Source organism: Caballeronia sp. INML2 (assembly GCF_023631365.1).
GTDB lineage: Bacteria > Pseudomonadota > Gammaproteobacteria > Burkholderiales > Burkholderiaceae > Caballeronia > Caballeronia turbans.
The window spans coordinates 32,478-51,496 of record NZ_JALQDH010000013.1; the positions used below are offsets into that span (position 1 = coordinate 32,478).

At 66.5% G+C, this 19,019-nt stretch carries 12 protein-coding genes; 8 read left to right on the plus strand and 4 right to left on the minus strand.

All coding sequences use genetic code 11. From position 1 onward, the window contains the following. Positions 1 to 248 precede the first annotated feature (248 nt). Positions 249 to 557, minus strand: coding sequence for a hypothetical protein (locus NCT32_RS04470; protein WP_061119921.1), 309 nt, complete (start codon positions 555 to 557; stop codon positions 249 to 251). Between the two features lie 192 nt (positions 558 to 749). Then, the gene (locus tag NCT32_RS04475; RefSeq protein WP_061119920.1) at positions 750 to 1,331 is read right to left on the minus strand and encodes a DJ-1/PfpI family protein; all 582 of its coding nucleotides are present in this window, start codon (positions 1,329 to 1,331) and stop codon (positions 750 to 752) included. A 191-nt stretch (positions 1,332 to 1,522) separates the two neighbouring features. Between NCT32_RS04475 and NCT32_RS04480 the strand changes: the two genes are divergently transcribed. Both NCT32_RS04480 and NCT32_RS04485 read left to right on the plus strand, forming a co-directional pair. Beyond that, entirely contained in the window at positions 1,523 to 1,993 is a 471-nt protein-coding gene (locus NCT32_RS04480; protein ID WP_061119919.1) for a hypothetical protein, read from the plus strand. A 136-nt stretch (positions 1,994 to 2,129) separates the two neighbouring features. Continuing rightward, complete coding sequence (locus NCT32_RS04485; RefSeq protein ID WP_061119918.1) at positions 2,130 to 4,799, plus strand: mechanosensitive ion channel family protein; 2,670 nt, start codon at positions 2,130 to 2,132, stop codon at positions 4,797 to 4,799. 7 nt (positions 4,800 to 4,806) lie between these two features. Here NCT32_RS04485 and NCT32_RS04490 read toward each other — a convergent pair whose 3' ends face one another. Then, positions 4,807 to 5,406: a cysteine dioxygenase family protein gene (locus NCT32_RS04490; RefSeq protein ID WP_061119917.1), complete on the minus strand. Its 600-nt coding sequence runs from the start codon at positions 5,404 to 5,406 to the stop codon at positions 4,807 to 4,809. A gap of 133 nt (positions 5,407 to 5,539) precedes the next feature. On the opposite strand from NCT32_RS04490, the gene NCT32_RS04495 reads away from it, so the two are divergent. Next, the gene (locus NCT32_RS04495) at positions 5,540 to 6,007 is read left to right on the plus strand and encodes an Lrp/AsnC family transcriptional regulator (RefSeq protein WP_086961356.1); all 468 of its coding nucleotides are present in this window, start codon (positions 5,540 to 5,542) and stop codon (positions 6,005 to 6,007) included. A 377-nt stretch (positions 6,008 to 6,384) separates the two neighbouring features. Beyond that, positions 6,385 to 6,603: a hypothetical protein gene (locus NCT32_RS04500; protein ID WP_061119916.1), complete on the plus strand. Its 219-nt coding sequence runs from the start codon at positions 6,385 to 6,387 to the stop codon at positions 6,601 to 6,603. Between the two features lie 18 nt (positions 6,604 to 6,621). Here NCT32_RS04500 and NCT32_RS04505 read toward each other — a convergent pair whose 3' ends face one another. After that, positions 6,622 to 9,171, minus strand: coding sequence for an FUSC family membrane protein (locus tag NCT32_RS04505; RefSeq protein ID WP_061119915.1), 2,550 nt, complete (start codon positions 9,169 to 9,171; stop codon positions 6,622 to 6,624). A gap of 195 nt (positions 9,172 to 9,366) precedes the next feature. On the opposite strand from NCT32_RS04505, the gene recC reads away from it, so the two are divergent. The 4 genes from recC to arfB are packed head-to-tail and all read left to right on the plus strand — an operon-like array spanning position 9,367 to position 18,911. After that, on the plus strand, positions 9,367 to 12,765 hold the full coding sequence (gene recC / locus NCT32_RS04510; RefSeq protein WP_061119914.1) for an exodeoxyribonuclease V subunit gamma: 3,399 nt from the start codon (positions 9,367 to 9,369) through the stop codon (positions 12,763 to 12,765). Next, the gene (recB, locus tag NCT32_RS04515) at positions 12,762 to 16,466 is read left to right on the plus strand and encodes an exodeoxyribonuclease V subunit beta (protein ID WP_061119913.1); all 3,705 of its coding nucleotides are present in this window, start codon (positions 12,762 to 12,764) and stop codon (positions 16,464 to 16,466) included. Before recC ends, recB begins: the two co-directional genes overlap by 4 nt. Beyond that, positions 16,463 to 18,472 (plus strand): AAA family ATPase, encoded by a 2,010-nt coding sequence (locus NCT32_RS04520; RefSeq protein ID WP_250489930.1) that lies wholly within the window; start codon positions 16,463 to 16,465, stop codon positions 18,470 to 18,472. The genes recB and NCT32_RS04520 overlap by 4 nt, the downstream gene beginning before the upstream one ends. 25 nt (positions 18,473 to 18,497) lie before the next feature. After that, positions 18,498 to 18,911, plus strand: a complete 414-nt coding sequence (gene arfB / locus NCT32_RS04525; RefSeq protein WP_409219257.1) for an alternative ribosome rescue aminoacyl-tRNA hydrolase ArfB — start codon at positions 18,498 to 18,500, stop codon at positions 18,909 to 18,911. The last annotated feature ends 108 nt before the right edge of the window (positions 18,912 to 19,019 follow it).

Sequence of the window (19,019 nt, forward strand, 5' to 3'; positions counted from 1 at the left end):
AGCACGGCCCTCGGAATGGCTAGAACTTTTAAGGCGCTACGGCAACGTAGCGCCTTTTTTTTCGTCCGTGCGTTCGCTAAAACGCTTTGACGCAAATATACCCGAAGGGCAATAGAACTGAATCGATCGTGCGCAATCCTCTAGATCGGGATGCCGCGAGCGAAGGGGAATGCGAGGAGGGAAACCGGCGGCGTAGATCTTCGCCGGTCGACGGCAAACGCGGCGCATAGTGCGCCGCGTCGAGGGAATCAGTACATGTTGTTGAACACGCGCGGCTGCCTGAGGAGGCGCTTGCCGCGCACGATCCAGTAGACGCTCGCGCATACGAGCAGCAGGGCGACGGCCAGTACCACAAGCGGCGAAATACGTTCCGGCGCGGGCGGGTTCGTTGCGATGAACAATGCCGTGAGAAATGCCGCGCCTGCCTGATAGAACGATCGGCTGGCGAGATTGCGGCGCATGCGGGGCGTGGCGAAGCGGGAGACGGGCGCGCGAGTGAACGGCTCGAACAACATCAACCCTGCGACCAGGGCGACAGCGACATTCATGAGAAGCATGGTGCGAGACTTCGTGGAGGCTGGAACGTCGGCGAATATATGCCACTGAAGTAGGCACCAAAAGCAGAAGTCTCTTAAATATAGAGGGAAAATTCTATTTCCCGTTTGCTACTTCAGTTCCGCGTCGCGCTGGTTGCCGAAAGGCCAGCGCAATCTTCGCGCGCCAGCCAGGTTCCCCTGCGATGCAAGGTTTCAGAGTTCGATGCGTGTGCCGAGCAGCGCGAGAAATTGCCTGATCCACGCGGGATGAGCAGGCCATGCGGGCGCGGTGACGAAATTCGCATCGGTCACGGCGTCGTCCACTGCGATATCTGCGAAGGTCGCGCCGGCGAGCCGCACTTCGGGCGCGCAGGCCGGATAAGCGGAAATGCGTCGTCCCTCGATCACGCCTGCGGCCGCGAGCACCTGCGCGCCGTGGCAGACAGCGGCGATCGGCTTGTTCGACCGCGCGAAATGGCGCACCAGTTCAAGCACGCGATCATCGAGTCGCAAATACTCCGGCGCGCGCCCGCCTGCGATCGCGAGGGCGTCGTAACCGCCCGGATCGACATCGTCGAAGCTCGCGTTGAGCGTGAAGCGGTGGCCGGGCTTCTCCGTGTAAGTCTGATCGCCCTCGAAATCATGGATCGCCGTTTTCACGTAATCGCCGCGCTCTTTGCCGGGGCACACCGCATCGACCGTATGGCCGACGGCCTGCAGCGCCTGGAACGGGACCATCGTTTCATAGTCTTCGGCGAAATCGCCGGTGAGGAAAAGAATCTTCTTCGCAGCCATCGCTAGCCTCGTCAGTGAATGGGTTGTCGGATGCACCGTGCGGCGTGCAAGGCGCACAACGCGGACCAGTCTACTATTCAGTTGCGCGTCGCATGCGACACGGCGGAGCAGCATTCCGGAGAGACTGCGCCCCGGCAGCGTATGATGTGCGCGAGTTTTTTGAGATCACGAAACAGGCAGAAGGTAACACCATGCAAATGACTCCCATGAGCCGCATCGCCGTGGCGCTCGCGGCGCTCGGCGTGCTGGCGGCGTGCGAGAAACACGACGCCACCGCGGGGCAAGCCGCGGGCGCATTCAACAACCTCGCGAGCCAGACCAGCCAGAAGTTCGACCAGGCGGCGAGCTATGTCGGCCAGAAGGTCGATGCGGCCAGGCAGTCGGCGCAACAGAATGTCGATGGCGCCGGATCGATGCCCGATGTGTCGGCGAGCAGCGTCGCCGCGACGGCGCGATCGAACTTCGACAGCGCGGCGAGCGCCACGAATGCCGCCATCAACAATGCCGCGAGCGCGACGGGCGCCGGCCTGCAATCGGCGGGTCGCAAGCTGCAGGAATGGTCCGCGAACGGCGGCGCATCGAATCCGCAGGCGAGCGCGCAGGGCTCGGTCGCAAGCCCGGCCGCCGATGGCAGCGGCGCCCGCACCGAGATGGACAAATAGCGCGAGCCGATGCCGGCATCAGCGCTCATTCGTCTGAAAAAATCACGCGAATCGGCTTAACATTCCGTTACGTCCCCGTTGGGCGGTGTTCCTGTCACAGCCGCTAAACTGGCGGTCTTTCAGAATCGAGACCGTTATGAAGTCACGCAAGCTCGCGCCTGCACGCGCGGCGGCGTCTGTCGCGATCTCCTGGATGGCGGCGCGCGTGCGTTGCAGCGCCGCGCTCATGCACCATGCGTCGCGCGCTCTTTCGCTCGTCATGTCGTCGGTGCTTGCCGTGCTCGTCGCGTCGATCGCGTTCGCGGCGCCCGCCGCACAGGCGGCTCCCGCGCTCACGCTGCCCACTTTTCAGGAACTGATCACGCCGGCCGCGCCCGCGTCCGCGCCGGATGCCGCGTCTGCGCCCGCCATGTCCGATGCCGAGATGCTGCGCTCGCTCGACAACATCATCTCCACGCTCGACAGCGACAAGCAGCGCGCCGCGCTCGTCTCCCAGTTGAAGCACTTGCGCGATGCGAAGCGCGCTGCCGATGCCGCGGTTCCGGCGTCCGGCCCGGCCGCGGCTCCCGCGACGGCGGACGCCGCGGCAAGCAGCACGGCCGCCTCGGGCGCGACGCCGACGTCCGGCTCGACGGCCTCCTCGGTCGTGGCGACCATCGCGCAGAACGCGGGCCTGCTCGGAGCGATCGCGTCGGCGCTCACCAATATCGAAGCCGACGTGAAGCGCGGCAAGACGCCCTTCGCCTATTGGATCGGGCGCTTCAACGCGGCCGGCAACGAGCTTTTCACGATCGTCACGAGCCAGAGCCGCGAGCCGTTCGGCCGCACGCTCTTCAACTTCTTCGCGACGCTGGCGGGATGGGCCGCGTGCGCGATGACGCTGGTCTATCTGCAGCGGCGCGTGCAGGCGCGTTATGGCATCGGCGCCGGCCTGCACTCGAATCCGACGACGCGCGAGTTGCTGCTCTTCGCGCTGCGCCGTGTGGCGCCGTATCTCTTCGCGTTCTTCGCCGCGCTGACCTTCACGCACTACATGCCGCTTTCGCTCGGCCGCACGCTCGCGATGGTCACCGCGTACGCAATCGTCGCGGGCGCGGTGTTTTCCGCGATCTGCCTCATCATGTTCTCGCTGTTCGGCTCGGCGCACCGGCGCGTCGCGGTGAACCTGCTGATCCTTCGCGCGCGCCGGCTGCTCTTTCTGATCGGCACGCTCGGCGCGCTCGGCGACGCCGCCGCCAACTACGACGTCGCTCAGCAACTCGGCACCAATCTGGCCGGGCTCATCTCGACCTGCGCGAACATGGGCGCCGCGGGCCTCACCGCGTATTTCGCGCTCGCGTTCCAGCGCCCCGTCGCGCATCTGATCCGAAGCCGAAGCTACGAGCAGCGCAACACGCGCAAGGCCGCGACAGAAACCTTCGAAGTCGTCGCGTCGCTGTGGCAACTGCCGCTGCTGTTGCTCGCGTCGGCGTCGGTGGTGGCGACGCTGATGGGCATTGGCACGTCGGAGAATGTGTTGCAGATGGCGATCGCGACCGCGGGCCTGCTCGTCGTCGCGTTCTTTCTCTCCGCGATCATCGTGCGCATCACGCGGCCCAGGTCGCGCAAACCGCGCCGGCAATCGGCCTATGTGCGCAGGCTCGTCAAGTTCGTCGGCACGATGATCGTGGTCGGCGTGTGGCTCGTGTTCCTTGAACTCTCGTCGCGTTTCTGGGGCTTCTCGCTCGCCCACATGGCCGAGGAGAGCGTTGCCGCGCGCGGCATCACGCACGCGGTCGCGATGATCGTGCTGACGTTCTTCGTCGTATGGCTGATCTGGATTCTCATCGACACCGGCATTCAGGAGGCGCTCAGGCCGGACGCGGCACGGCGCGGCGGGCGCGGTCCGAGCATGCGCGCCCGCACGATGCTGCCGCTCGTGCGCAACGTCGTGTTCGTGTTCCTGCTGACGGTCGCGGCGATCGTAACGGCCGCCAACCTCGGCCTGAACGTGACGCCGCTGCTCGCGGGCGCGGGCGTGATCGGTCTTGCGGTCGGTTTCGGCGCGCAGTCGCTCGTCGCGGATCTGATCACGGGGCTTTTCATCATCATTGAGGACACGATTTCGGTTGGCGATTCGATCGAGGTCGAGGGCGGCCACGCGGGCATCGTCGAAAGCCTGACGATTCGCACCGTGCGCCTGCGCGACGGTCAGGGCGCGATCCACGCGATCCCGTTCTCGCAGATCAAGACGGTCAAGAATCTGTCGCGCGATTTCGCATATGCGGTGTTCGAGGTGCGCGTGCCGTTTACCGCCGACGTCGAGGAAGTGACGCAAATGATTCGCGAAGTCGGCGCCGATCTGATGGCCGATTTCCGCTATCGGCTCGAGATGCTGGGACCGGTCGAGGTGTGGGGGCTGGACCGCTTCGATCCCAACTGGATGGTCGTGAAGGGGCAGATCAAGACGCGGCCGCTGCAGCAATGGAGCGTCGCGCGGGCGTTCAATCTGCGCATCAAGCGCAAGATGGACGAGGCGGGCATGGAGATTCCCGTCCCGCAGATGCACGTGCAGATGACGCGCGATGCCATGCTCGGCGCCGACGCCGCCGAAGGGCGCGGGCGGCGCATCTGGACGGGCGAAGCGCCGCCGGCCGCACACGAAGAGGAACAGGCGGTCGGCCCGGGACTTTCGCGTGAGGCGAAGGTCGCGGCGGCCGCGGCGCGCGACGTTTCCCACGAGCCGCAGCCGGCGCCTCCGCCGACCGATCAGTCCGTGCCGATTCCGCCGCAGATTCCGACGGCCTCCGAGCCGGGGAAAGGCTGAGCTTTCTTCAGGCCGCCAGCAGATCGTTGACGTGCGTCGAGATCTGCTCGCCCGCGACGCCGTAGACATGCAGCGAGACGGCGCGCGCGGCGGCATCGGCGGGAAGGCCGAGCTGATGAATCGCGCCACGTCCCGCGTCCACATACGACACCGCGCCCGGCGGGCGTGGATGACGCCGCGTTTTAATCGCGCAGTGCTCGAGCGCGTCCCAGCGATAAAGCGTTTCTTCGAGCGTGCCTTCCATCACCGCATAGCCGCACCACGTTCGATGACCGTGCACCGGGCTCGCCTGGCCCGGCGCCCAGACGAGCGCGGCGATCGCATAGCGGTCGAGCGGATCGGCGGCGAGCAGATGGCGGCAATAACTCTGCGGATTGCTTGCGCGCTGATCCGGACGCAACAGGCCCGGATCGGCGATCGCCCGTTGCAGCGCCAGGCGCACGCGCTGTCCGAACGAAGCGCGCGGCCCCCTTTCGGCGGCAGAGAAAGCGGCATCCAGCTCGCGGCATAGTTGCTCGAGCGCCGCGCTCTGGCGGGAAGCCGGACCGGAAGCCGGCGCAGCCGGAGAAAAGGGCCGCGCCGGGCGGCTGACATGTTCGAGTTGCATAGTGGAAGGGCCGTCTCTTCGTTGTTGCCTGTTGCACTCATTTATACCGGCTTGCCTCCAGAATAAGTTTCCATATAATTTCGCTCGACCATCGAGAAATAGAATAATTTCCTATAAGGGGTGCAGCATGGGAATGGACCTCATCGACCGCAAACTGCTCGAGTTGCTGCAGAACGACGTGACGATGCCCATCGCGGAACTCGCGCAACGCGTGAATCTGTCGCAGACGCCGTGCTGGAAGCGCGTTCAGCGCCTGAAGGAAACGGGCGTGATCCGGGCGCAGGTGGCGCTATGCGATCCGAAGAAACTGGGCGTCGGTACGACGGTGTTCGTCGCGGTGCGCACGAATCAGCACACGCAGACGTGGGCGGAGGATTTCACGCGCGCGGTCCGCGACATTCCGGAAGTGGTCGAGGTGTATCGGATGAGCGGAGAAACCGACTATCTGCTGCGCGTCGTGGTGTCGGATATCGACGACTACGACCGCGTGTACAAGCAGCTCATTCGCGCGGTGCCTCTGTATGACGTGAGTTCCAGTTTCGCGATGGAGCAGATCAAGTATTCGACGGCGCTGCCGGTGAGGCCGACGCTCGCGCCGTGAGCGTTCGCGAGCGCATCAGCTCAAGATGATCAAGCGATGCGGGGCGCGTTCGCCGCGCATGCATGAAACAAAAAGCCGCCCGGGAGGGCGGCTCAACACGTCCGGTCACAAGGTTATCCCGACACCTGCCCTTGCCGCCCTCGCCGGGATCGGACGCGCATGGAATCGAAATCAGTATCGTCGTCCGGACGGGAGCCTTTCAAGCGGCGCGGTGCAGCACAGAATTTCGCCGTCGGCGTGCGCGTATCGAAACGACATGAGCCGAAGTGCGGCGAACCGCATCAGCGGGTGCTGGACCGATATGCCTCGCAACCCAACTGAAACCCAACGCGAGTACCATGTCGGGTCTTTCCCGAAACGTCGCCACGAACCTTTTCATGAACCACGATTCCCGCGATCCTCGCCGCCCGGACGGTAAGCCGAAGAACCCGACCCGCGCCGTCAGCGTGTTCATCGTCGTCGTGGTGCTGCTCGTGATCGGCACGATTCTCTTCAACGCGATTCGCGAAAAGCGCGAGTTCGATCAGCAAAACGCGCAACCGTCCGCGGCAAGCGACGTGCGCCCCGCGGTGCCCGCGATCGGCGCATCGCAGTGACGCAATAGCACGTCGCGTTCAGACCGGCAGGCGAATCTGCGCCGCGTCCTTGCCGATGAGCGATGACGCGGTCAGCATCTGTTTGCATTGATGCGCGAGCAGCTTGAGATCGTGAAGCGCATCGGCGGGCAGCGCTTGCGCGCGCTCGGCATCGACGACCATCTTGTCCAGATCGCGCCGCAGTTCCTTGAGCGCGTCCGTCTGTGCGGGCGGCGCATCGGGCCCGGGCGCGGCAGGCAGTTCGCCGACGGCGCCGGCGAGATTGTCGCGCACGATGCCGAACGTGCGCTGCACCGGTTCGAACGGCTGGCCGCCCGCTTCGTTGAGCGACTGCAGGAGCGGCGCCACAGCGGTGATCTGCGAGGCGAGGACATGGCTTTGCACGAGCAGATCGTTCAATTCGGCGACATACCGTTGCTGCGCCTTCGGCTCGAGCATCATGCGCTGGAACGCTTGCGCGAGATTGGCGAAAGCGATGTGCACGTTCTTGCGCGCGAGCCGATAACGGAAGTCACGATCGAGCGCGGTGGCCGCGACCGTTGCCGCGGCGGACGCGCCCTTGCTCGCCGTGGCCGCCGTGCTTTCCCCGATACTCACCGACGACAACCGCTGCGCCGTGGCACTCGCGGCTTTCATCTGCGAATCGACGACCAGCGCCGGATCGAGCGGCGGCGTGACGGTGCCCGGCTCGCTGGCCGCGACCGCCGTGATGGTCACCGTTTGCGCGGGCGCCTCGACAGGCAACGCCGCCGCCACCGCGCCGGCGTTGGCATCGGCGAACACGGCGCGTTCGACGGGCGTTTCCACCGCCGATGACGAAGCCGCGCGCGCCTTCTCGGCCTGCGTGGCCGGCTTCGCTTTCCACCACCAGCTGGCTTCCAGATAATTGCGCGTCGCGGCGAGCAGATCCTTCACGAGCTTGCCCATCAACCGGTATTCCCAATAAGGGAAGAGATGGCTCGCCGCGATGGCGATCGCGCAGCCGACCACGGTGTCGATCGCCCGCTCGCCGATCAGCCGCAAGCTGCCGGGCGCGAGCAGATGGAACATCAGAAGCACATACGACGACGTGAACACGACGCTCGCCGCATAGTTGAAGAGCAGGAGGCTATAGCTCATCACCATCGACGCGAACATGACGACGAGCAGGATATGCGGCTCTTTCACGAAGAGAATTAGCGCGATGGTCACCGCGCAGCCGATCGCCGTACCGATGATCCGCTGCGTATTGCGCTGCTTCGTGAGCGAATAGCCGGGCTTCAGAATGATGACCGTCGTCATCACGATCCAGTACGCGTTCGTGAGCGGCAGCAGACGTCCGAGCCAGTAACCGATGCCAACCGCGATCGTTACGCGCAGCGCGTGGCGAAAGCTCGGCGAGGCCATCGTGAGATTCGAAAAGATCTGCATGAACGGCACGCGCCGGCTCGAAATGAACCGCGACAATGCGTGATCGATCTGCACTTCGGTCTCGATCGGGCTCGCGTCGTCGCGTGTGCGGCGACGCATCTTGTCGATGAGTCGCGTCGCGCTCCAGAGCCGCCTGAACACCGCCGCTGCCGCCGTGTACGCTTCGGGATTCTTCTCCGGCAGGCCGTGCTTGCGCATCAGTTCGAGTTCGTATTCGATCGCGCGCAATTCGGCCTTCATGCTGATCTGCCGCCCGGCCGGCTTGTTCTGCAGCACGGCGAGGCCGATTTCCTCGAGATCCGCGCTCGCCTTTCGCATCAGATCGCGATAGAAGATGAGCACGTCCGAGCCCGCGAAGGTCTTTCTGACGAGCGGATAGTCCGTGTGCGCGCCGACGAAGAACTCGTGCAGATCCACCACGTTGATGAAAAGATTGAAGAGCCGCGCGCGCCGCGCGTCGAGCTTGCCGCTTTTCACTTTCGGCAGGTTGCGCAGCACGATGTCGCGCGCCGCGTCCTGCCGCTCGACGGCCGCAATCTGCTTTTCGATGAGCACGCGATAACACTCGTCGAGATCGGCGTCGCCGTCATAGAACTCGGCCCGCGCGAGCAGGTACTCCGCGCAACTGAAAATGCTTTCGGCGAGCGCCTGCTGCTCGATGCGATACACGAGCAGGCGGCTCACGAGCGTCGCCCAGTAGGTGTACCAGAGGCCGCCCACGAGAATCCACGACGCGTTGATGAGCGCCTGCAAGGGCGTGAAATGCTCTTCGAGCGTGACGACCATCATGAAGAGCGTCGCGAAGCTGATTTGCGGCCAGCGATTGCCATAGACGACGATCAGCGACAGCACGAAGGTCAATGGCACGATGGTCAGCCAGAGCGTGAGCGGATGCGCCGTCGCGATTCCTGTTGCGAGCGCCGCAAGAAAGCCGATCAGCGTGCAGGCGAGCATCTCGTTGTGCTTGTGCCTGAGCGGCCCGGGCATGTCGACGACGCACGCGCCGAGCGCGCCGGTTGCGATCGTGAAGCCGAGCTCGCGATTGTCGAAGACGATGAGCATGAGGACGGCGGGCAGTGACACGCCCAAAGCGATGCGCAAGCCGCCGAAGAAATACTGGCTGTAGATGAACTTCCTGATTTCGAACGAATAACGCATCGACTTCCTGTCTTGACGCTCGTTGATGTTCTAAGGGGACGAGGCGAGAAACGAGTCTAACCCAACTCACCCGGGCTTCGACCCTCGGCCATTCGGCCAGGTTCTCGCCGCCGCGCCCGCTTTGCTATGCTGGCGCCTGAACGTTGCAAAGCTTTTCAAATCCCCCCATTTCAAGCCGCAAAGCACGCCGCTTCCATGCTCGAACTCTTTTATTCGAATCGTCACGAGACGCTCGCCGCGGCGCTCTTCGAGGACCTCGACGCGTTCGCGATGCGCGAGAGCGATCCCTTCGCGCGCGAAGCCGTCATCGTGCCGAGCGCGGCCGTGCGGCGGCGGCTCGAACTCGACATGGCCGAGCGCTTCGGCATCTGCGCGAACGTCGATTTCTGCTATCTCGCGCAATGGCTTTGGGCGCAGATCGGACGCGTGCTGCCCGTGCCCGCATATTCGCCGTTCGCGCCGGACCGGCTTGCGTGGCGCTGCTACCGGCTCTTCGAGGATCCGTCGATCGGCGATTCGGCGCGGCTGTCCACGTATCTCAACGCCGCCGACGACTCGATGCGCTACGAGCTAGCGCGCCGCATCGCGACGGTTTTCGATCACTATCTGACGTATCGGCCCGAGTGGCTCACGCACTGGCAGGCGGGCGGCTCGATTCTCGCGGGCAGCGGCGCCAGGACCGATGCGCGCGGCCCGCGTCTTTCCGGCGCGAACGATATTCAACGCGAGGACGAGCGCTGGCAGGCGGCCCTCTGGCGCGCGTTGCTCGCGGATCTCGCACGCGATGCGAACGGCGACGAGAAAGATCCGACGCCGCCCGCGTACCGCTTTCTCGCCGACGCGCCCGGCCTCGACCTCGATGCCGTGATGCGCGCGCAATGGCCGCGCCGCATCAGCGTGTTTGCCTTGCCGACAATGCCGCCGCTGCATATCGCGCTGTTGCGCGAGCTGTCTCGCTGGATCGACGTGCGCGTCTATGCGCAGAATCCCTGCCGCGAGTTCTGGTACGACATCGTGAGCGCGGCGCGCGTCGAGCAGCTCGAGCTGAAGGGCGAAGCCGATTATCAGGAAGTCGGCCATCCGCTGCTTGCCGAATGGGGCCGCCAGACGCAGGCGCAACTGCACATGCTGCACGAGCTGACCGAAAGCGCGGCCTCGAGCGAGCGGCAACTCTTCGAGGACAATCCCGCGCCCACGTGGCTCGCGCGCGTGCAGAACGGCATCCTGGCGCTCGATGAAGAGAACGCGCAGCCGCAGCCTGAAACGATCGTGGAGAACGGCATCGAAGTGCATGTCTGTCATAGCCTGTCGCGCCAGCTGGAAGTGCTGCACGATCGTCTGCTCGACTGGTTCGACGACATCGAAGGCCTGGAGCCGTCTGATGTGCTCGTCGCGTTTCCGGACCTCGCGGTGGCGGGGCCGCTCATCGACGGCATCTTCGGCACCGCGCCCGCGAGCGCGAGCAACGAGCGGCGGCGCATTCCGTATCGCATCACGGGCCTGCCGCCGTCGCAGGCGAATCCCGTCGCGCGCGCGCTCATCGACTGGCTCGCGCTTACCGAGCGCGGCGTCGGCGCGCCCGAACTCGTGGAATGGCTGCGTGTGGATGCGATCGCGGCGCGTTACGGCATCGACGCGATCGCGCTCGAAACGGCGCAGGCATGGCTCGCCGCCGCGGGCGCGCGTCGTGGGTTACGGCCGGACGAAGTCACCGCCGCGGACGTGCCCGCCGCGCGCCACACATTCGCCGATGCGCTCACGCGTCTTTATCTCGGCTACGCGTTGCCCGAGGGCGGGTCACCGGTAGGCGAGTGGCTGCCCATACAAGGCGCGAACGGCTCCGATGCCGAATTGCTCGGCCGTCTGACGCGCTTCGTCGACGATATCGACGCGTTCGCCGAGCGCATCGCGACGCCGCGCACCGCGCGCGCGTGGGGCGCTTTGCTGCTCGATGCGCTCGAGCGTTTCTTCGACGCGGGCATCGCATTCACCGACGCCATCGGCGACGTGCGCCGCGCGGTCGATTCGCTCGTCGCCGCGATGGACGAAGGCGCGGGCGATACCGACGTATCGGCCGCCGTGATCCGCACCGCGCTCACCGATACGCTCGACGATCCCGCGCGCGGCGGCGTGCCGTGGGGCGGTGTCACGTTCTCGTCGTTGACGAGCCTGCGTGGCCTGCCTTATCGCGTGGTGTGCCTGCTCGGCATGGACGACGGCATGCTTCCGAGCCTCACGCGCGCCGACGAGTTCGATCTGATGGCGTGTTTCGGCAAGCTCGGCGACCGCCAGCGCCGCGATGACGAGCGCAACCTGTTCCTCGATCTCATGCTCGCCGCGCGCGATCGGTTAATGATCGCGTACACGGGGCGCAGTATCCGCGACAACGCGGTGCTGCCGCCCGCCGCGCTCATCGACGAGCTGCTCGACTATCTCGCGCAGTCCGTCGCGGGCAGGCATGCCGGACCCAGTGAACTCGCAGAGGCCCGCGCACGTTTCGTGTTCGAGCACCCGTTGCAGCCCTATGCGCCGGACTATTTTCACGCGCACGGCAGGCTCTTCACCTACGAGCCCGAGCGCGCCGAACTCGCTCGCGCACTGGAGTCGGGCAAATCGCAGCCCGTCGCGCGGTTTTTCTCCGCGCCCTTGCCGCAGGAGGACGACGTCGCAATTGTCGCGTTCGACGACTTCGTGCGCTTCTGGCGTCATCCCGCGCGCGCGCTGTTGCGTGACCGTCTCGGCATCGCGCTCGTCGATGCCGAAGCCGAGCTCGACGAGACCGAGCCGTTCGAACTGGGCTTCGCGGGCCGCGATGCGCTCGCCGCGCGCGTGCTGCCCGCGCTGCTCGAAGCCGCCGACGAGGGCGACCGTGCCGCACGCGAACGCGCGAGACGCGTCGCGCGCGCGAGTCCTGAAATGCCCGGCGGCGCGACGGGCGGCGTGTGGCAGGCGCGCGAGCTTCACGCGCTCGGTCAACTGGCCGAACGCGTGCGCGCTTCGACGTCCGCGGGTGTCGAGCGTCTGCCGTTCTCGCTCGATCTCGCGCCGCGCTGGCCCGACACCGCCGGCATCGCGCTCTTCGGCGCACACGACGACGCACTCATCGACATTCGTCCGATGACGCTCGTCGGCACGCTCAATGCGCTCACGCCGCAAGGCCAGGTGATCTATCGCTACGACACGCCGCGCGCGCGGGATTACTTGTCCGCGTGGCTCGCGCATCTCGCGTATTGCGCGGCGCTCCCCGATGGCCCGCGCCGCACGATCTGGCACGGTCGCGGGGCGCAATCGGCGGATTTCGCGCTGATGCCCGTCGCCGATCCGCTCGCGCATCTCGCCGCGCTGGCGGCGCTCTATCGCGCGGGACGACGCATGCCGCTCAGGTTCTTTCCGAAAAGCGCGTGGCTCAAGGTGAAAGAGGGCGATTCGAAAGCGCAGGCCGCGTGGGAGTCCGAACGCACACACGCCGAATCCGACGACCCGGTGTTTCGCATCGCGTTTCGCGGCGCGGATCTCACGCTCGACGATGCCTTCGCCGCGCTCGCGCGCATCGTGTTCGAGCCGCTCGTACAACATCTGGAAAGCGCCGCATGACGAATCTCACGGCATCCGTCGATGACATCGGCGTGCAGGAACTCGATGTCTTCGCTTGCGCGCTCGATGGCGTGAACCAGATCGAGGCTTCCGCCGGCACGGGAAAGACCTGGAACATCTGCGCGCTATACGTGCGGCTGCTGCTCGAAAAGCGCCTGTCGGTCGAGCAGATTCTCGTCGTGACTTTCACGAAGGCCGCGACCGCCGAGTTGCACGAACGCATCCGCTCGCGGCTCGCGGGCGTCGCGCATGCGATCGAAAACGGCGATGCGGCCGGCGATCCGTTCATCGAGCAACTCTTCGAAACGACGCTCGCCGCAATCGACGCAAACGAGGCCGCGAAGCGCTTGCGCATCGCCGTGTCGACGTTCGATCAGGCCGCGATCCACACGATTCACGCGTTCTGCCAGCGCGCGCTGCAGGAAGCGCCGTTCGCCGCCGCGATGCCGTTCGCGTTCGACATGGAAGCCGACGACAGCGCGCTGCGTTTCGAGCTCGCGGCGGATTTCTGGCGCGAGCGCGTGGAGCCGGTCGCGGCGCGCACGCCGTCGTTCGCGTCGTGGCTCGTCGCGAAGGGCGCGGGACCGGCATCGCTCGATGCGCAGCTCGCCCGGCGTCTGAAAAAGCCGCTCGCTGCGCTGCGCTTCGGTGATACGGACGCCGCCGAATCGGCGGACATGCAGGCGCTGTTCGATGAGGCCTGCGCGTTGTGGCACGCCGAGCGCGACACGATCGCGAAGCTGCTCTTCGACGCCGAGGCCATCCTCAACAAGACGACGCACAAGCGCACGATCATCGATGCGGCGATCGACGCGTGGGCCGACTATTTCGCCAGCGCCGACTGTCATGCGCCGCCGCCGAAGGAAGCGCTCAAGCTCACCGCCACCGCGCTCGCGAAGGGCACCAAGGGCAAGCACCCGCCGCCGGTGCACGCGTTCTTCGATCAAGCCGATGCGCTCGCCGTGACCGCCGCCGCTGCCGAGGCGTCGCAGCGCGCGATGTGGCTCGGCATCGTGCGCGAATGGCTCGATCACGCGCCCGCAGAACTCGCCGCACGAAAGCGCGCGCGCCGCGTCGTATCGTTCGACGGCCTGCTGTCGAACCTGCATCACGCGCTCGTCAGGCACGCGTGGCTCGCCGAGGCGTTGCGCGCGCGCTATCCGGCGGCGCTCATCGACGAATTCCAGGATACCGATCCGCTGCAATACGCCATCTTCAACCGCGTGTTCGCGCCGCACGGGCCGCTTTTTCTCGTCGGCGATCCGAAGCAGGCGATCTACAGCTTCCGCGCCGCCGACCTGCACACCTATCTCGCCGCGCGCGAAGGCGCGAGCGCGCGTTATACGCTCGCGGTCAACCAGCGCTCGACGCCGCAGATCATCGAGGCGTGCAATCGCGTGTTCGAAGCGAATCCGGCGGCGTTCATTCTCGACGGGCTAGACTATCAGCCGGTGCGTGCCGGCACCCGCAAACGCGGGCCGTTCGTCGACGCCACGCCGGCCGCAGCTTATTCCGACATCGCCGATTTCTGTGTGTGGATGCTGCCGGACGGCGAATCGGCGCTATTGAAAACCAGCGCGCAGCGCGACGCTGCCGAAGCCTGCGCCGCCGAGATCGCGCGGCTGCTGCGCGGCGCGCAGCGCGGCGAGGTGACGATCGGCCGCGCGCCGCTTTCGGCGGGCGATATCGCGGTGCTCGTCCAGACGCATCGGCAGGGGAGCCTCGTGAAGCGCGTGCTTGCCGCATGGGGCATCGGCAGCGTCGAGCTCGCGCAGGCGTCGGTGTTCGGCTCGCCCGATGCAGAGCAGATCGAGCGCGTGCTCGCCGCCATCGACACGCCGGGCGACTTGCGCCGTCTGCGCGCGGCGCTCGCAACCGACTGGTTCGGGCTCGACGCCGCCGCGCTCTGGCGGCTGGAGCACGCGGACGCGGCCGATCCGCACGGCGCGCCGATCGATTCCACGAGCTGGGTCGAGCGCTTCTCGCGTTATCGCACGATCTGGCACGAGCGCGGCTTCGCGGTGATGTGGCGCACGCTCGCGCGCGAGTTGTCGATCGCGACGCGTCTCGTCGCGCGGCCCGACGGCGAGCGCAGGCTCACGAACGTGAATCATCTGGCGGAGTTGCTGCAGGCGCGTTCGGCCGAACAGCCCGGGATCGCGCCGACGCTGCGCTGGCTTGCCGCGCAACGCGAGCAGCAGGGCGGCGGCGAGGAAGCGCAGTTGCGTCTCGAATCCGATCGCAATCTCGTGCAGATCGTGACCGTTCACAAGTCGAAAGGACTGGAATATGCGGTCGTGTTCTGCCCGTTTTTGAACGACGGCGCGTCACGAGATTCGTCGAAATCGGGCTTGCCCGACGCGCGCGAGTATCACGACGACACGGGCGAAGCCGTGCTCCATTACGGCATCGAAGGCGAGCATGACGATCGCGTGAGCGCGCTGATCGCGCGCGAGCAGGCGGCCGAGCGCGCGCGTCTCGTCTACGTCGCGTTGACGCGCGCGGTGTTCCGCTGTTACGTCGTCGCGGGTTTCTATGTGTCGAACCGTTCGACGAAGGAATCGCGCCGCAGCGTGCTCAACTGGCTCGTCGCGGGCAACGGGAAAGACTTCGATGCGTTCTGCGAGGCGCCGCCCGAGGAAGCGGACATCGTCGCGGCCTGGCATGCGGTCGCCGCGCGCTCGGGCGGCGCGATCGGCGTCGCGCCTCTGCCCGTGATCGACATGCGCGAGCCGCTCGTCGCGGATGCCGCCCATCGCCACGAAATCGCCGCGCGCGTGAATCAGCGCATCCTGCGCGATCGCTGGCGGATGGCGAGTTTCAGCGCGCTGATCGCGGCCGGCGCACGCGACGAGGCGAATCAGGCGCAGCCCGTCGAAGCGCGTCCCGATCACGACGAACTCGCCGCGCTCGATGACGCCGCGCGAATAGCGGCGTCCCCACGCGACGATTCGCAACTCGCCCCCGACGACATTCTCGCGTTCCCGCGCGGCGCGGCGGCGGGCGAGTGCCTGCATCGCATGTTCGAGCTTGCGGATTTCACCGAGCCATCCGGCTGGCCCGCTGCCGTCGAGCGCGCGCTGCACGAGCATCCGACCCCTGCGCCGGAAGCGCTCGCTTCGCGCCTGCGTCCGATGATGCTGCGCCTGCTCGCCGATACGGTCGCCGCCGAGATCGCGCCCGCCATGCGGCTGCAAACCATCGCGATGACGCGCCGCATGAACGAGCTGGAGTTTCTGTTTCCGGCGCAAGCACTCGATTTCACCGCGTTGCGGCGTTTGCTGGCCGCGCACGGCTTTCCCGACGTCGCGCTCGAAAACGGCGCGCTGCGCGGGTTCATCAAGGGATTCATCGACATGATCGTCGAGCATGAAGGCCGCTACTGGATCATCGACTGGAAGTCGAATCATCTGGGCGATGCCGCATCCGACTACGCCGCCGCGCCGCTCGCCGCGGCGATGGCGGACCATGCGTATCACCTTCAGGCGCTCATCTACGTGGTGGCGCTGCATCGCTACTTGCGCGCGCGTCTGGCGGACTATGCATACGACACGCATATCGGCGGGTACCTGTATCTCTTCGTGCGCGGCGTTCGTCCCGGCTGGCGTGACGGCGAATCGGCAAGCGGCGTGCATCGCGGACGCCCGTCGCTGGAACTCGTCGAAGCGCTCGATCGCCTGATGTCGGGAGGCGCGGCATGAGCACGCTCGATGAAATTGAAGCGGCGCGCCCCGTGCCCGCGCTTGCGGACGAAACCGCGGCCCTCGCCGAAGGCTTCGCGCGACGCCTGAGCGCGCTCGCGGCGCGGCTGGGCGCAAACGAGCGCGGCGTGCTGTGGGCCGAGCGCGCCGCGCTCGCGATGAGCCGCGCGACCGCGCAAGGCCACGTGTGCCTGTCGCTCGCCGCGCTCGCCCGGCGTCACGACGCACGCTTCGCCGAAGCCCGCGACGCGCTGCTCGCGAGCGGCGTCGCGTGCCTCGCGCGCAGTGACGCACGCGCGGACGCCGCCGATCTGCTGCCGCTCGTCATCGACGAGGATGGGCGGCTTTACCTCGCGCGCTATTTCGATTACGAGCGGCGGCTGGCCCGGGCGCTCGTCGAACGCTCGCGCGATGCGCGCGCGCCCGTCTCGCGGGAGGACATCGCGCAACAAGCCGGGCGCATTGCGCGTTATTTTGGTCCGGGCAAGGACGACGACATCGACTGGCAGCGCGTCGCCGCGCTCTCGGCGCTGGCCGGACGGCTCACGATCGTGAGCGGCGGGCCGGGCACCGGCAAGACGACGACGGTGGTCGGCGTGCTCGCGTGCCTGCTCGATGCCGATCCGGAACTGCGCATCGCGCTCGCCGCGCCGACCGGCAAAGCCGCGCAGCGCATGCAGGAGGCGCTCATCGAACGCGCGGACAAACTCCCGCCGGAACTCGCGGAGCGCCTGCCGCGGACGTCGTTCACCTTGCAGCGGCTGCTCGGCGTGCAGTCGGACGGGCGCTTCCGGCATCATCGCGACAATCCTTTGCCGTATGACGTCATCGTCGTCGACGAAGCCTCGATGATCGACGTCGCGCTCGCGGCGCATCTGCTCGAAGCGGTCGCGCCGGCGAGCCGTCTCGTGATGCTCGGCGACAAGGATCAGTTGTCGGCCGTGGAAGCCGGCGCGGTGTTCGCCGAGCTGAGCGCGCAGCCGTCGTTCAGCGTCGCGGGTGTGGCGCGCATCGCCTCGGCACTCTCGATCGATGCGAAGCGGCTCGAAGCCGCGTTGCCGCATGCGGAAATGCCGAAGCGCCAGCCGCAACTGGGACTTTTCGACGCCGCGCCCGTCGACGATTCCGAAGGCTACGGCGCGCTCTTCGATACGCTGCCCGGTGACTGGGGCGACGCCGGCAAGGAAGGGGAAGCCACGCTCACCGATTGCGTCGTCTGGCTGCAGAAGAATTATCGCTTCGGGCTGGACTCGGACATCGGGCGTCTTTCGATCGCGATTCGCAACGGCGACGAACAGGCCGCGCTGGATGCGCTCGATCCATCCGGCGCGCGCGCGGCCGTGCTTTTCGACGACGGCGACGCTGCGCTGTCCGAGCGCACGCTCACCCGTCTCGCCAACGGCTTCGCGCCGTATGCCGATGCGCTCTGCGCCGTGCTCGACGGCACACAAGCGGATCACACGCGGCTCTTCGACGCGCTCAATCGCTTCCGCGTGCTGTGCGCGACACGCAAGGGGCCGCGCGGCGTCGATGAAGTGAACGCGCGCATCGCGGCGAAAGTGCGCGAGCAGGCCGGCATTGCGCTTGCGCTCGGTGCACAGTGGTTCGCCGGACGGCCGGTGATCGTCACGCGCAACGACTATGCGCTCGGACTTTTCAACGGCGATATCGGCATCGCTTTGCCGGGCGCGGACGGCTCGTTGCGGGTCGCGTTCCGCATGGCCGATGGCGCGCTGCGCTACGTGTCGCCCGCCGCGCTGCCGCCGCACGACACCGCGTTCGCGCTCACGGTGCACAAATCGCAAGGCTCGGAATTCGAGCACGCGGCGCTGGTGCTGCCCGGCACGTTCGTGCGCGTGCTGTCGCGCGAGCTGGTGTACACGGCGATCACGCGTGCGAAGCGCAGGGTCGAAGTGATCGGCTCCGCGGCGATCTTCGCGCAGGCCGTCCGGGAGCCGACGCGGCGCGATTCCGGGCTCGCCGCGAGAATGCGGCGTCTCACATGAACGCAGGACGACAAGGAGCCGACCGATGACGATGACCGACAGCTTCGCCGTGCCGCCGAACGAAATCGAGCTGACGGCCGTGCGCGCGCAAGGCGCGGGCGGTCAGAACGTCAACAAGGTGTCGAGCGCGATCCATCTGCGCTTCGACATTCGCGCGTCGTCGCTGCCGGAGCACATCAAGGATCGCCTGCTCGCGCTCACCGACAGCCGCGTCACGCGCGAGGGCGTGATCGTCATCAAGGCGCAGGAGCATCGCACGCAGGACATGAATCGCGCGGCGGCGCTCGCGCGGCTGGATGAGCTCATTCGGAGTGTCGCCGTCACGCGGCGCAAGCGGATCGCGACGAAGCCGACGCGCGCATCGCAACGGCGTCGCGTGGAGAGCAAGGTGAAGCGCGGTGCGATCAAGGCGGGAAGGGGGCCGGTGCGGGGGGATTGAGTTGGACTTGATCGGAAGCAGAAGGACAAGCGGCGAGCGTCTTTCTAGTAACGATCAACGATCGTAAGTTCGTCGTTATTTTTTAGCGATGCCAGGCGGCGGTCCGGG

What these genes read in the sequence shown, in the direction of transcription:
- NCT32_RS04470 (WP_061119921.1), bottom strand. Translation starts at nt 557, where the DNA reads ATGCTTCTCATGAATGTCGCTGTCGCCCTGGTCGCAGGGTTGATGTTG.
- NCT32_RS04475 (WP_061119920.1), bottom strand. Translation starts at nt 1,331, where the DNA reads ATGGCTGCGAAGAAGATTCTTTTCCTCACCGGCGATTTCGCCGAAGAC.
- NCT32_RS04480 (WP_061119919.1), top strand. Translation starts at nt 1,523, where the DNA reads ATGCAAATGACTCCCATGAGCCGCATCGCCGTGGCGCTCGCGGCGCTC.
- NCT32_RS04485 (WP_061119918.1), top strand. Translation starts at nt 2,130, where the DNA reads ATGAAGTCACGCAAGCTCGCGCCTGCACGCGCGGCGGCGTCTGTCGCG.
- NCT32_RS04490 (WP_061119917.1), bottom strand. Translation starts at nt 5,406, where the DNA reads ATGCAACTCGAACATGTCAGCCGCCCGGCGCGGCCCTTTTCTCCGGCT.
- NCT32_RS04495 (WP_086961356.1), top strand. Translation starts at nt 5,540, where the DNA reads ATGGACCTCATCGACCGCAAACTGCTCGAGTTGCTGCAGAACGACGTG.
- NCT32_RS04500 (WP_061119916.1), top strand. Translation starts at nt 6,385, where the DNA reads ATGAACCACGATTCCCGCGATCCTCGCCGCCCGGACGGTAAGCCGAAG.
- NCT32_RS04505 (WP_061119915.1), bottom strand. Translation starts at nt 9,171, where the DNA reads ATGCGTTATTCGTTCGAAATCAGGAAGTTCATCTACAGCCAGTATTTC.
- recC (WP_061119914.1), top strand. Translation starts at nt 9,367, where the DNA reads ATGCTCGAACTCTTTTATTCGAATCGTCACGAGACGCTCGCCGCGGCG.
- recB (WP_061119913.1), top strand. Translation starts at nt 12,762, where the DNA reads ATGACGAATCTCACGGCATCCGTCGATGACATCGGCGTGCAGGAACTC.
- NCT32_RS04520 (WP_250489930.1), top strand. Translation starts at nt 16,463, where the DNA reads ATGAGCACGCTCGATGAAATTGAAGCGGCGCGCCCCGTGCCCGCGCTT.
- arfB (WP_409219257.1), top strand. Translation starts at nt 18,498, where the DNA reads ATGACGATGACCGACAGCTTCGCCGTGCCGCCGAACGAAATCGAGCTG.